The 13,866-nt window shown below is 66.8% G+C and carries 11 protein-coding genes; 8 read left to right on the plus strand and 3 right to left on the minus strand.

The window, feature by feature from the left end:
- The first annotated feature begins 165 nt into the window (after nt 1-165).
- The gene (locus tag E1N52_RS24960; protein WP_133185415.1) at nt 166-2,016 is read left to right on the plus strand and encodes an EAL domain-containing protein; all 1,851 of its coding nucleotides are present in this window, start codon (nt 166-168) and stop codon (nt 2,014-2,016) included.
- 98 nt (nt 2,017-2,114) lie between these two features.
- Here the strand turns inward: E1N52_RS24960 and E1N52_RS24965 are convergent, their stop codons facing one another.
- Entirely contained in the window at nt 2,115-2,270 is a 156-nt protein-coding gene (locus E1N52_RS24965) for a DUF3309 family protein (protein WP_133185416.1), read from the minus strand.
- 229 nt (nt 2,271-2,499) lie between these two features.
- Between E1N52_RS24965 and E1N52_RS24970 the strand changes: the two genes are divergently transcribed.
- From E1N52_RS24970 to E1N52_RS25000, 7 genes are all read left to right on the plus strand, one after another.
- Nucleotides 2,500-3,555, plus strand: a complete 1,056-nt coding sequence (locus E1N52_RS24970; protein WP_133185418.1) for a LacI family DNA-binding transcriptional regulator — start codon at nt 2,500-2,502, stop codon at nt 3,553-3,555.
- A 73-nt stretch (nt 3,556-3,628) separates the two neighbouring features.
- Nucleotides 3,629-4,963, plus strand: a complete 1,335-nt coding sequence (locus E1N52_RS24975) for an AGE family epimerase/isomerase (RefSeq protein WP_246089207.1) — start codon at nt 3,629-3,631, stop codon at nt 4,961-4,963.
- A 16-nt stretch (nt 4,964-4,979) separates the two neighbouring features.
- The gene (locus E1N52_RS24980; protein ID WP_133185420.1) at nt 4,980-5,963 is read left to right on the plus strand and encodes a carbohydrate kinase family protein; all 984 of its coding nucleotides are present in this window, start codon (nt 4,980-4,982) and stop codon (nt 5,961-5,963) included.
- A 210-nt stretch (nt 5,964-6,173) separates the two neighbouring features.
- Nucleotides 6,174-6,395: a hypothetical protein gene (locus E1N52_RS24985; RefSeq protein WP_028201740.1), complete on the plus strand. Its 222-nt coding sequence runs from the start codon at nt 6,174-6,176 to the stop codon at nt 6,393-6,395.
- Nucleotides 6,396-6,504: 109 nt separating this feature from the next.
- Nucleotides 6,505-6,750, plus strand: coding sequence for a hypothetical protein (locus tag E1N52_RS24990; protein ID WP_133185421.1), 246 nt, complete (start codon nt 6,505-6,507; stop codon nt 6,748-6,750).
- Between the two features lie 234 nt (nt 6,751-6,984).
- Nucleotides 6,985-7,923 carry an ion channel gene (locus E1N52_RS24995; protein WP_133185460.1) on the plus strand — a complete coding sequence of 313 codons (939 nt, stop codon included), beginning with the start codon at nt 6,985-6,987 and terminating at the stop codon, nt 7,921-7,923.
- Nucleotides 7,924-8,136: 213 nt separating this feature from the next.
- Nucleotides 8,137-11,760, plus strand: coding sequence for an indolepyruvate ferredoxin oxidoreductase family protein (locus E1N52_RS25000; protein ID WP_133185423.1), 3,624 nt, complete (start codon nt 8,137-8,139; stop codon nt 11,758-11,760).
- Nucleotides 11,761-11,818: 58 nt separating this feature from the next.
- Here E1N52_RS25000 and E1N52_RS25005 read toward each other — a convergent pair whose 3' ends face one another.
- Entirely contained in the window at nt 11,819-12,520 is a 702-nt protein-coding gene (locus tag E1N52_RS25005) for a copper homeostasis protein CutC (RefSeq protein ID WP_133185425.1), read from the minus strand.
- 48 nt (nt 12,521-12,568) lie between these two features.
- Nucleotides 12,569-13,834: an EAL domain-containing protein gene (locus E1N52_RS25010; RefSeq protein ID WP_133185427.1), complete on the minus strand. Its 1,266-nt coding sequence runs from the start codon at nt 13,832-13,834 to the stop codon at nt 12,569-12,571.
- Nucleotides 13,835-13,866: the final 32 nt, after the last annotated feature.

A 13,866-nucleotide genomic window follows, 5' to 3' on the forward strand; every position in this document is an offset into this window, starting at 1 on the left:
GCTCCCGGCGTGTCAGCCTCCCCCGCCAGACTCCCTCCCCCGCGTCCCGCGCGCATCTGCCACACGCCCAAAGATTGGGCTTGCCGGCACTGTCACCAAAATTTCATTTAATTCATCCGATCATATGCCGTTAAGTTCAACGTCTTCGCCCGTTCCGGCCTGTCCATGTCTGCTCCCGCGCCACTCCTGCACGCGACGCCTGGCGTCGGGGCGCTGATCGCCCAGCGCCAGCTGCGCGCCGTCTTCCAGCCCATCGTCGATTTCGAGGGTGGCGCGATCCTCGGCTACGAAGGCCTCATTCGGGGGCCGGCCGGCTCGCCGCTCGAAACGCCCGCCGCCCTCTTCGCGCGCGCCGGCGACGAACAATGCACCGCCTCGCTCGAACGCGCGGCCGCCCGTACCTGCATCGAAACGTTCGCCAGGCTCGACTGCCCCGGCAAGCTGTTCCTCAATTTCAGCGCCGACGCGCTGCGCCAGCTCACCGCCGACGGCGACGCCGCGCTCGCCCTCTTCGACGGCCCGATCGACCCCACGCGCGTCGTGATCGAGCTCACCGAGCAGAGCGCCATCCACGACTTGCGCAATTTTTCGCCCGTTGTCGAGACGCTGCGCGCGGCCGGCGCCCAGTTCGCGCTCGATGACTACGGCACGGCCAACGCCAGCCTCAACCTCTGGGTGCAGTTGCAGCCCGATGTCGTGAAGATCGACCGCTTCTTCATCCACGACATCGCCCACGACGCGCTCAAGTTCGAAGCCGTGCGCGCCATGCAGCATTTCGCGCAGGCGAGCGGCACACGGCTCGTAGCGGAAGGCATCGAGAACGCCGCCGATCTGATCGTGCTGCGCGACATGGGCATCGACTGCGGCCAGGGCTTTTTCTTCGGCCGCCCCAACGTGGAGCCGCTGCGCGTGCTCGCACGCGAAGCGCGCGAGGCGATTCGCGCGGGCCATATCGCCGTGTTCCCCGAGGCCACGCGCAGCGCCGCCACGCAGCCCGCGGGCGGCGGCGCGCCCGCCAGCAAGATGCTCGTGCGCGCGCCCGCGCTGCCGCGCCAGGCGACCAACAACGACGTGCTCGAACTGTTCAACGGTCAACCCGACCTTCACGCGGTGGCCGTGGTGGAAGACGAAGCGCCCGTCGCGCTCATCAACCGGCGCGCGTTCATGGACCGCTATGCGCTGCCGTATCACCGGGAGCTGTTCGGCAAGAAGGCCTGCCTGCAATTCGCCAACGCGCAGCCGGTGCTGATCGAGCAGTCGATGACGGTCGAGCAGATGGCGACGCTGCTCGTTAGCGACGACCAGCGCTATCTCGCCGATGGCTTCGTCATCACCGATAACGGCCGCTACGCCGGACTCGGCACCGGCGAGAGCCTCGTGCGCGCGGTGACGGAGGTGCGCATCCAGGCTGCGCGCTACGCGAATCCGCTCACCTTCCTGCCGGGCAATATCCCCATCAGCTCGCATATCGAGCGTCTGCTTTCGCACGACGCCGGCTTTCACGCGTGCTACGTCGACCTGAACCTGTTCAAGCCCTTCAACGACCAGTACGGGTATTGGCAAGGCGACGAGGTGCTGAAGTTCGCGGCGACCGTGCTCGCCGACGCCTGCGACCCCACGCGCGACTTTCTCGGCCACGTGGGCGGCGACGACTTCCTGATCCTGTTCCAGAGCGAGACGTGGCGCGAACGCGCGCGCCAGGCGATCGAAGCGTTCAACGAGGGCGCGCAGCGCTTCTACGCACCCGGCGACCGCCTCGCGGGTGGCATCCACGGCGAGGATCGCCACGGCAACGCCACCTTCTTCAGCTTCGTGACGATGGCGATAGGCTGCGTGCGCGTGGCACCTGGCGAGGGCGCGCAGCACAGCAGCGATGCCATCGCCTCGCTCGCGGCCCTCGCCAAGCGCCGCGCGAAACAGGAAGCGAGCGGGCTCGTTATGATCGACGGCAGCGCGAGCGCCAACCTCATCCCCATGCTCGGCTCGACATCAAGCGAAGCCGCTGGCGCGTCGTAACGGCCTGAACCTTCCCTGCGGCAGCCCAGAACATGAACGGGCCGGCCGCGCGGCTTCTGCCGCGCGCCGGCCCGTTTTGCTTTGCTGTTGCACTGTCGCTAGATCGTGCCCATCAAGACCAGCACGACCACCACGACGACGACGATGCCGAGCGTGCCCGAAGGCGCGTAGCCCCACGAGCGGCTATGCGGCCACGCAGGGAACGCGCCAATGAGCAGCAGGATCAGAATGACCAGAAGCAGGGTGCCGAGCATGATGCCTCCGAAAGTCGAATGTTGGCGTCCGCTTCTCCGCAACCGTCGTGCCCGCGCTCGTTTAGTTAAGTTTACTAAACATGAATGTTTGCGTTTATTTCATTGTTTACTGGTATTTACCTGGAATTCGAGACGTAGATTCGCGTTTTTCGAGCGGATTTTTACTATACAATCGCCGCACACCTGACCACACCCGGAACGCTCACCGCGCCACCGCCAGCCAGGAATCATGGGGACAACCATTCGTGACGTCGCGCAAGCCGCCAACGTGTCGATCGGCACGGTGTCGCGCGCGTTGAAAAATCAGCCGGGCCTGTCCGAGGCCACGCGCGAGCGCATCGTCGAAGTCGCGCGTGCGCTCGGCTATGACTGCGCGCAACTGCGTCCGCGCATTCGCCGGCTCACCTTTCTGCTCCACCGCCAGCACAACAACTTCGCGGCTAGCCCGTTCTTCTCGCACGTGCTGCACGGCGTGGAAGACGCCTGCCGCGAACACGGCATCGTGCCCGCGCTGCTCACCGCCGGCCCCGCCGACGACACCGCCCAGCAGTTGCGCCTGCACGCGCCCGACGCCATCGCCGTGGCGGGCTTCGTCGAACCGGAAATGCTCGCCGCGCTCGTCGCGCTGCAACGCCCGCTCGTGCTGATCGATCTGTGGGCGCCGGGACTGCGCTCCGTGAACATCGACAACGCGGCAGGCGCCGCCCTCGCCATGCAGCATCTGTTCGAGCTGGGACGGCGGCGCATTGCGTTCATCGGCGGCTCGCTCGCGCACTACAGCATCGCGCAGCGCGCGCTCGGCTACCGGCGCGCGTTCTTCGAAGCGGGCCTGCTGTTCGACCCGTCGCTCGAAACGACGATAGACGGCGGGCTCGATCCCGACACGGGCGCGTCGCTCGCCATGCAGCGTTTGATCGACACGGCGCGCGCCGCATCGCGCCCGCTGCCCGACGCTCTCTTCGCCTACAACGACGCCGCCGCGCTCGCGGCCATGCGCGTGTGCCTCGCCAATGGCCTGCGCGTGCCCGAGGACATCGCCATCATCGGTTTCGACGATATCGCGGGCGCCACACACGCCACGCCGCCGCTCTCGACGATCGCCGTCGACAAGGAGGCACTCGGACGGCGCGGCGTCGAGCTGCTGCTCGAAGAAACGCCTGTCGCAAGCGAAATCCGGCTGCCGGTACAGCTCGTCGCGCGCGCGAGCACCCTGGGTGCGGCGTCATCGAATCTCATCGCCGCGCACGCCATCCGTCACGCGGCAAGCACGCCACAGAGCGCCTGATGCGCTCTGCTGAAACACGCTGAACACACGTTGAAAACACGCTGAAGCCACGTCCAAGCCAGAAGAGAAAGCCATGACGATGACCGCCGACACCGCCTCCTCCGCCACCGCACAACCCGTCGCCGTACCGGGCGTCGCGAGCTTTCGCGACCGTGGCTTCCTGCTCGGCCACGTGCAGGACACGCTGCGCTTCTACGCGCCGAACGTGCTCGATCCCTCGGGCGGCTTCTTCCACTACTTCCGCGACGACGGCTCGATCTACAACGCGCACTCGCGGCACCTCGTGAGCAGCTGCCGCTACGTCTTCAACTATGCGATGGCGTATCGCGAGTTCGGCGATCCGCAGCACCTCGAATACGCGCGCCACGGCCTGCAGTTCCTGCGCGAGGGCCACTGGGACCCGCAACTGCAGGGCTACGACTGGGAGATCGACTGGCGCGACGGCAAGAAGCGTGTGCTCGACGCCACGCGCCACTGCTACGGCCTCGCGTTCGTGCTGCTCGCTTACGCGCATGCGGCGATGGCCGGCATCGAGGAAGCGCGCCCGATGATCGGCGCGACCTTCGATCTGATGGAACACCGCTTCTGGGACGGCGCGGCGGGCCTCTACGCCGACGAGGCGAGCGCCGACTGGATCGTCTCGGGCTATCGCGGCCAGAACGCCAACATGCACACGACCGAGGCGCTGCTCGCGGCCTACGAGGCGACGGGCCATCTCGTCTATCTCGACCGCGCCGAGCGCGTCGCCTCGAACATCACGCTGCGCCAGGCGAAGCTCTCGCAAGGGCTCGTGTGGGAGCACTATCACGCAGACTGGTCGGTGGACTGGCACTACAACGAGGAAGACAGCTCGAACATCTTCCGCCCGTGGGGCTTCCAGCCGGGCCATCAAACGGAGTGGGCGAAGCTGCTCCTGCTGCTCGAACGTCACCGGCCGCTGCCCTGGCTGCTGCCGCGCGCGATCGAACTGTTCGACGCCGCCATGGCGCACGCCTGGGACAACGATCACGGCGGCCTCTACTACGGCTTCGGCCCGGACGGCACCGTGTGCGATCACGACAAGTACTTCTGGGTGCAGGCGGAAACCTTCGCCACGGCGGCGCTGCTCGGCAAGCGCACCGGCAACGAGCGCTTCTGGGACTGGTACGACGAAATCTGGCGCTACAGCTGGGCGAATTTCGTCGATCATCGTTACGGTGCGTGGTACCGCATCCTCACTTGCGACAACCGCAAGTACAGTGACGAGAAGAGCCCCGCCGGCAAGACGGACTATCACACGATGGGCGCGTGCTACGAAGCGCTGAACGCGCTGCCCGGACGCGGCATGGCGCCGGTCGTGGGCCGCGAGGAAGCGACCGCCGCCGCTGGTGGCGCGAACGACATGACGGGCACGAGCGGCCAGAACTAAACAGAGGAACACGACGATGAGCACCTGCAGCACCGGCCCGGACTTTTCGTCCGGCTTCCCGGCCTTCATCTCGGCCGGCGACATCCTCACCGATCTCGTGCGCACCCCCGCGCCCGAAGGCACGCCGCACGCGTCGCACTCCGGCGCACCGGGCATGGACTCGCACTGGCGCGCGCATCCTGGCGGCGCGGGCTGGAACGTCGCGCGCGCAGTCGCGCGCCTCGGGCTGCCCACGGCGAGCGTGGGAGCGCTCGGCGTCGACAACTTCTCGGACGAGCTCTGGAACGCGAGCGTGGCCGCCGGTCTCGACATGCGCTTCATGCAGCGCGTGGAGCGCGCACCGCTGCTCGCGATCGTGCATCAGACGCATCCGCCCGCGTACTACTTCATCGGCGATAACAGCGCCGACCTCGCCTTCGATCCCGCGAAGCTGCCCGAAGGCTGGCGCGCGCACGCGAAGTGGGCGCACTTCGGCTGCATCAGCCTCGTGCGCCAGCCGCTCGGCGAAACGCTCGCCACGCTCGCCGCCGAGTTGCGCGCGGCCGGCGTGAAGATCAGCTTCGATCCGAACTACCGCAACCTCATGGCGCACGGCTACGAGCCGATCCTGCGCCGCATGGCCGCGCTCGCCGATCTCATCAAGGTCTCCGACGAAGACCTGCGCATGCTGTTCGCCGGCAAGAGCGAGGCCGAAGCCATCGAAGCCGTGCGCGCGCTCAATCCTGCCGCCACGCTGCTCGTCACGCGCGGTGCGCAGGCGGCCACGCTCTATGTGGGCAACGAGGTGATCGAGGCCGCGCCGCCGCGCGTCGAAGTGGCCGATACGGTGGGTGCCGGCGACGCGTCCATCGGCGGGCTGCTGTTCAGCCTCATGAGTGCGCCACAGCGCAACTGGCGCCAGCATCTCGCCTTCGCGCTCGCAGCGGGCGCGGCCGCGTGCCGCCGGCCCGGCGCGCATTCGCCGACGCTCGACGAAGTCGTCGCGCTGCTCGCCGACTGAAGGCGCACGCGGCGCGCAGTCTGGCGCACCGCCTGGACACCGCGCGGCGCTGACACGAAAGCGCCGCGCCGCCGTCATATCCGTGTCCCGCAGCCGCGCGGGCAACGTGCTAGCATGGAATCTCCCTCTTGCTGCGGGTCAGGCGCGACGCTTGCGCGTCCCGATCCACGCGGCCCTTCGAGGGGAGTTTCCTTCCACGAGGAGCACGTTATGGAAGACGTCAGCTACACCAAGGGGATCTACACGGCCGTCGCCTCAGTGCGGCCCATGAACGCCGGCCAGTACCAGGGCCTGGTCTCCCTGGCGCGCGACGACGGCGAGGAACTCGAAAACGCGGTGTATGAAGTCGAAGCCGCATCGGGCACGCCGGAAGAGGCTCTCGAAGAAGCCAAGGCGCTGGCACATCGCATTCTCGGCGAGCTCGAACTGTAAGCCGCCGCGGTGAGCCCAGTGCCCGCTCGTGGACTGCCGGCGCATTGAGACGGGGGTGCTCTGCATGGGACCAGAGTAAGCGCTAACTCTGGTCGACAGGAGGTTAGCCATGTCCGAACAGCTCTTTCTATACGGCGTCTACGCCATCCACGTGCATCCCCTCGAACTGCAGGGCGCTCGCTGGGACGCCGAGTATCAGATCACGCATCGCGACAAGGCCGTGCAGCCGTGGGTCACGGTCGGCGGCAACGCGGGCTTCGACGCGGCCACGCTAGCCGTGGACGCCGCACGCCGCCAGGCTATCGCCGATATCGAACACGGCGCGGGCATTCCGAAGCCGCACGGCTTTCCGTAAGCCTTTCGTTCGACGCGGTTCCTCCACTGCTCTCGTCGCGCCAGCCGTGCGCCGCGCCCTGCCGGCGTCCGTCGGCGTGTCCCCGCTTGTCCTGCCCCTGCGGCGTTGCTACGCTCTTCTTCTTACTTCAGATCCGCAGGGACCATCATGACGTCCGAAACGCCGGAACGCTTCGCAAACCAGGAAGCGGCCCAGCAAGCCGAATCGGCAACCGAGGCTTCGCCCGGCGTGGACATGGACGCCTGCAAGGCCGAAACGCCCGCGGGGCCCAAGAGCAAGGCCAGGCGCGGCACGCCGCGCAAGCTGATGATCGGCACGCGCGAGGTGCTCGTCTACGGGATGCCGCAAACCTGGGGCGACTTCTATCACACGGCGCTCACCATGCGCTGGCCCACGTTCTTTGCCTCGCTCGCGGCCCTCTTCCTGCTGATGAACGGCGTGTTCGCGTGCCTCTACCAGCTCGGCGCCGCGCCCATTGCCAACCAGTATCCGAAGGGCTTCCTCGGTGCGTTCTTCTTCAGCGTGGAGACGCTCGCCACCGTCGGCTACGGCGACATGCATCCGCAAACGCTCTACGCGCATATCGTCGCCACGTTCGAGATCTTCGTCGGCATGTCGGGCATCGCGTTGGCGACCGGCCTCGTGTTCGCGCGCTTTTCGCGCCCGCGCGCCAAGATCATGTTCGCGAGCCAGGTGGTGGTGCACCCCATCGAAGGCCGCATGACGCTGATGGCCCGCGCCGCCAACGCCCGCCAGAACGTGATCGCCGAAGCGGGCGCGAAGCTGCGGCTCATCCGCATCGAAACATCGTCGGACGGCTTCCGCGCGCGACGTATCCACGACCTCAAGCTCGTGCGCGACCAGCATCCGCTCTTCACGCTGGGCTGGAATCTCATGCACGTGATCGACGAGTCGAGCCCGCTCTACGGCGTCACGCCCGAGATGCTGGCCGAGCAGCACGGCACGCTGCATGTCGTGATCGAGGGCTCCGACGAATCGACCGCGCAGACCATGCAGGCGCGCTTTAGCTGGTCGGACCGCCAGATCCGCTGGGACTACCGCTACGTCGACCTGATGACCGACGCGGACGGCGTGAGCACGATGGACTACACGCACTTTCACGATGTCGTGCCGTTCGATCGGACGAAGCCCTACGCACCCCGGACAATCTGACGGATTAGCCCGAAGGCCGATCCGAACGGGCTCGCGCCGAGGCAGAGAAAATCTCTCTCCAAATTCGCCCGACGCGGGCAGGCTCTCGCGCGAATAGGCGGCAGCGCCGGAGAGTTAGCAAAAAATTTCCGTCATTGGCGAGAAAAAATAGAGTCTCTTTCGCCGCTCTTCCAGGAGAGCCACGCGAATGCAATAGAAATGGAGACTCCCCCAATGACCGCGCGCCCCGCGTTCGGCGATACGTCCTCGCCGCTTGATACGCCGCCCCTCGCTGATTACAAGCTCACCGACAACCTCACCGCCACGCGCGGCCGCATCTTCCTGACCGGCACCCAGGCGCTGATCCGCCTCGCGCTCATGCAGCGCGCGCTCGACCGCGCGAATGGCCTGAACACCGCGGGCTTCATCAGCGGCTATCGCGGCTCGCCGCTCGGCATGGTCGATCAGCAGGCGTGGAAGGCGAAGAAACTGCTCGAAGCCGCCGACGTGCGCTTCTTGCCCGCCATCAACGAGGAGTTGGGCGGCACCGCGGTGCTCGGCACGCAGCGCGTGGAAGCGGACCCGGAGCGCACCGTCGAAGGCGTGTTCGCGATGTGGTACGGCAAGGGTCCGGGCGTCGATCGCGCCGGCGACGCGCTCAAGCACGGCAACGCCTATGGCTCGTCGCCGCATGGCGGCGTGCTCGTGGTGGCCGGCGACGACCACGGCTGCGTGTCGTCGTCCATGCCGCATCAGAGCGACTTCGCGTTGATGGCGTGGCACATGCCTGTCGTGAATCCGTCGAACATCGCGGACATGCTCGAATTCGGCCTGTATGGCTGGGCCCTATCGCGCTACTCGGGCGCGTGGGTGGGCTACAAGGCGATTTCGGAAACGGTGGAGTCGGGCTCGACCGTCGATCTCGATGCCATCAAGACCGACTGGCAAGCACCGGAAGGTTTCACCCCGCCGCCGGGCGGACTGCACAACCGCTGGCCCGATCTGCCGAGTCTCGCCATCGAGCAGCGCCTCGCCGCCAAGCTCGACGCCGTGCGCCACTTCGCGCGCATGAACAGCATCGACAAGTGGATCGCGCCGAGCCCGCATGCGAACGTGGGCATCGTCACCTGCGGCAAGGCGCACCTGGACCTGATGGAAACGCTGCGCCGCCTCGATCTCACCGTCGACGACCTCGATCGCGCGGGCGTGCGCATCTACAAGGTGGGCCTGTCGTTCCCGCTGGAGATGTCGCGTATCGACGCATTCGTCTCGGGCCTCACCGACGTGCTCGTGATCGAAGAGAAGGGCCCGGTGATCGAGCAGCAGATCAAAGACTACCTCTACAACCGCAAGGAAGGCGCGCGCCCGACGGTGATCGGCAAGCATGCCGAGGACGGCACGCTGCTGCTCTCCGAGCTTGGCGAGCTGCGTCCCTCGCGCATCCTGCCCGTGTTCGCCGCATGGCTCGCGAAGCACCGCCCCGCGCTCGACCGCCGCGAGCGCGTGGTCGATCTCGTCGCGCCGCAAATCCTCTCGAATGCCGCCGACGCCGTGCGCCGCACGCCCTACTTCTGCTCGGGCTGCCCGCACAACACGTCGACGAAGGTACCCGAAGGCTCGATCGCGCAGGCCGGCATCGGCTGCCACTTCATGGCTTCGTGGATGGAGCGCGACACCACGGGCCTGATCCAGATGGGCGGCGAAGGCGTGGACTGGGCCGCACACTCGATGTTCACGAAGATGCCGCACGTGTTCCAGAATCTCGGTGACGGCACCTACTTTCACTCAGGCATCCTTGCGATTCGCCAGGCAGTTGCGGCGAAGACCAACATCACCTACAAGATTCTCTACAACGACGCCGTGGCGATGACGGGCGGCCAGCCCGTGGACGGCAGCATCTCCGTGCCGCAGATCGCACGCCAGGTGGAAGCCGAAGGCGTCTCGCGCTTCGTGGTGGTGAGCGACGAGACCGAGAAGTACGACGGCCATCACGGCCTGTTCCCGAAGGGCACGACGTTCCATCACCGCAGCGAACTCGATACGGTCCAGCGCGAACTGCGCGAAACGCCGGGCGTGACCGTGCTGATCTACGACCAGACCTGCGCCGCCGAAAAGCGCCGCCGCCGCAAGAAGGGTGAATTCCCCGACCCGGACAAGCGCCTCTTCATCAACGAGGAAGTGTGCGAAGGCTGCGGCGATTGCGGCGTGCAGTCGAATTGTCTTTCGGTCGAACCCGTGGAAACGGAGCTGGGCCGCAAGCGTCGCATCGACCAGTCGTCGTGCAACAAGGACTATTCGTGCGTGAACGGCTTCTGCCCGAGCTTCGTGACCATCGAGGGCGGCAAGCTCAAGAAGGCCGCGGGCGCGACGTTCGATCCGCAGGCGCTCGCCGCGCGCGTGAACGCGCTGCCTGTTCCGGCCACGCATCTCGACAACGCGCCCTACGACATCCTCGTGACAGGCGTGGGCGGCACCGGTGTCGTGACCGTGGGCGCGCTCATCAGCATGGCCGCGCATCTGGAAGGCAAGAGCGCTTCGGTGCTCGACTTCATGGGCTTTGCGCAGAAGGGCGGCTCGGTGCTCTCTTTCGTGCGCTTCGCGGCGACCGACGCGCTGCTCAACCAGGTGCGCATCGACACGCAGCAGGCCGACCTGCTGCTCGCCTGCGACATGGTGGTGGGCGCGAGCGCCGACGCGCTGCAAACCGTGCGGCACGACCGCACGCGCATCGTCGTGAACACGCATGAGATTCCGAACGCGTCGTTCGTGCAGAACCCCGAAGCGAACCTGCACGCCGATGCGCTGCTCGCGAAGATGCGGCATGCGGCGACGAATGGCGCAACATCAGCGCAAGATCCGCTCTCGGCATGCGACGCCCAGGCGCTCGCGCAGCGTTATCTCGGCGACACGATCGGCGCGAACATCGTGATGCTCGGCTTCGCGTGGCAGCTCGGCCTCGTGCCGGTTTCGCTCGCGGCGCTCACGCGCGCCATCGAGCTGAACAACGTGGCCGTGAAGGCAAACCTGTTCGCGTTCTCCATCGGCCGCATGGCCGCCGCCGATCCTGCCGCGCTCGAAGCGCTCGACACGCAACGTGCGGCCGCCGCGAAAGCCACGGCGCGCAAGCTTACGCAAACGCTCGACGAATTGATCGCCGACCGCGAAGCGCGTCTGCTCGCATATGGCGGCGCGAGCTACGTGAAGCGTTATCGCGCGCTGGTCGATACCGCACGCAACGCCGACAAGAGCGCAGAGAAAACGCTCGCACGCGCCGTCGCGACCACGTTCTATCGGCTGCTCGCCGTGAAGGACGAATACGAAGTCGCGCGCCTGCACGCCGATCCGGCTTTCCGCGCGGCGCTCGAAGCGCAGTTCGAGGGCACGGCAGGCAGCGACTTCACCGTGAAGTTCAACCTCGCGCCGCCGCTCATCGCGCGTGAAAAGAATGGCCAGCCCCCGCGCAAGATGCAGTTCGGCCAGTGGATGTGGAGTGCGTTCGGGCTGCTGAAGAAGGGCCGCAGCGTGCGCGGCACGTGGCTCGATCCGTTCGGCAAGACGCTGGAGCGCCGCATGGAGCGCGCACTCGCCGGCGACTACGAGGCAACGCTGCGCGGTGCGTTCGCAAGCCTCACCGCTGAAAACGCCGACGACATCGCCAAGCTCGCGAATCTGCATCAACGTGTGCGCGGCTATGGGCACGTGAAGCTTGCGAACCTCGCGGCGGTGAAACGCAGCGAGCGCGAACTGGCGGCGCGCCTTGCCATCGACGTGAAGACGAGCGCGGCGGTACAGGAAGCACTCGCGTCGTTCAAGGGCGCGGGCGCGTTGCGCGGCATTCCGGTGGTCGTAGCGAAGTAACGTGAAGTGAAGCTGGCAAGCGCGCGCCGTTCATCTGAATGGCGCGCACTTTTTTTGTTCAGGCGTCGAGCAGGTTCCGCGCGCGCCGCACCTTGATTTCATCGACGGGGGCGAGCCCCTTGCCGTCGACGCGCACACCCGAGCCAAAATGCACTGCGTGCACGCGCGTCGCGCTCACGAATTGCGCCACGCGGTCGAGCGTGAGTCCCGCGCCCGCGAGCACCGTGCAATGCGTGTGCGCCGCGCGCTGCACGAGCGTTTCGATTTGCGCCTGCGCGTCCAGCACCGAAGGCTTGCCGCCCGAGGTGAGGACGTTCGTCACGGCGTCGAAACCGAGCAGCACGTCGAACGCTTCCTGCAGATCGCGCGCTTCGTCGAACGCCCGATGAAACGTGAGCGGCATGCCGTCGGCGGCGTCGATCGCGCGCTGCAGTCCATCGCGATCCACTTCATGCGAAGGCGTGAGCATACCGATGACGACCGCATGCGCGCCCGCCAGCTTCGCGGCGCGCACGTCGCGCAGCATCACCGCGTAATCGTCCGAGTCGTAAATGAATGAGCGGCTGTGCGGCCGCACGATCACGTTCACGGGAATCGCCACCGCCGCGCACACGGCTTCGATCATGCCGATGCTCGGCGTGAGGCCGCCCTCGCCCATTGCGGTGACGAGTTCGAGACGATCCGCGCCGCCGCGCTCGGCGGCTTGCGCATCGGCGACGGTGGTCGCGATGACCTCCAGCACTACCCGTTCATGTTGCATGTTGGCGCGCCATGTCGTGAGGAACACGCCATGATCGCAGATGCACGCCTACTCGAACCAGTCGATGTCACCGCACAGCACGCACAGGCGTTCGCCCACCTGCACCGCCATCGAAAGCGTCAGGCACGGCAGCGCCTCGTTGATCGACAGATACGGTCCGGTCACGTGCACGCGCCCCGGCGTGACGAGTGCCGTGCGGAAATACGGCCTGCGCAGCCAGCTCGCGCCTTGCGCATCTTCCAGCGGCAAAAAGCGCGCATCGCGTTCAGCGCGGTCGACGCGCAGCACCACGTTGCGGCCCGCCTGCCTGCCGTTCGAATCGAGCAGATAGCAGCGCGCCGCGTGTGCGAGCGCGAGGAAGTTCCAGCACACCTCCTCCATCGGTTCGCCAGCCGAAAGCCGTTCGGCCGCGCGCTCGAACGCGCGCAGATAGGGCGCGAGGCGATTCGTCTCGCCGCGCTCGCGCGTTTCGGTCTGCTGACGAAAACGCTCGGTCGCCTCGGCGATCACGCCTTGCGCCTGGGCGGCGTCGGCGAGTCCGGGCGCCGGCCGTGCGAAGTAGAAGCCCTGCACGAAGTCCGCGTTGCACGCGAGCGCGAGCTGCGCCTCGTGTTCCGTCTCCACGCCTTCGATCAGCACGAGCTTGCCCGCGTCGTGCAGGAGCGCGACGAGCGCGGGCAGCGTTGCGGCCATGTCGGCGCGATGCTGCGCGTGCATGAGCATGATGCGGTCGAGCTTCACGATGTCGGGATTGAGCTGCCACACGCGGCCAATATCGACGTTGCCCGCGCCGAAGTCGTCGAGCGCCACGAGAAAGCCGCGCTCGCGAAACGTCGCGACGGCCTGCGCGAGGGCGTCGAGATCGGTCGCCTCGTCCTCCAGCACCTCCAGCACGATGCGCCGCGGCGCGATGTTCAGCCGCCGCAGGTTCGCGAGCAGCGCCGCCGAGTGGTACGCCTCGATCAGCGTACCCGGATGCACGTTGAGAAAGAGCCATTCGCGCTCCGCCCCGAGCAGCGCGAAGTTCTCCAGATGCAACCCCTGGGCGAGCCGGTCCACCAGCAGCGCTTCGCCCACGCGCGCGGCGTCGCCGAATACATCGAGCGGCGAAACCGGGCGGTCGAGTGGGTCGTGCGCGCGCAGCAGCCCTTCGTAGCCCACCGCTCGCATGTGCGAGAGGCTGAACACCGGCTGGAACACGCTCGTGAGCGTGAGGTCGCCATGGTGCGCGCTATAGCGCTGCAGCCCCGAAGTGACGCTGAGATCGAAGCCGTGAGGGGTCACGGCTGTTTTGTCCTGTTGCTCTGTGATCATGCCATCCTCTAGCGCGTAGGAAGGACGCTGCA

Origin of the sequence: Paraburkholderia guartelaensis, from assembly GCF_004353905.1 — a bacterium.
GTDB classification, from domain to species: Bacteria; Pseudomonadota; Gammaproteobacteria; order Burkholderiales; family Burkholderiaceae; genus Paraburkholderia; species Paraburkholderia guartelaensis.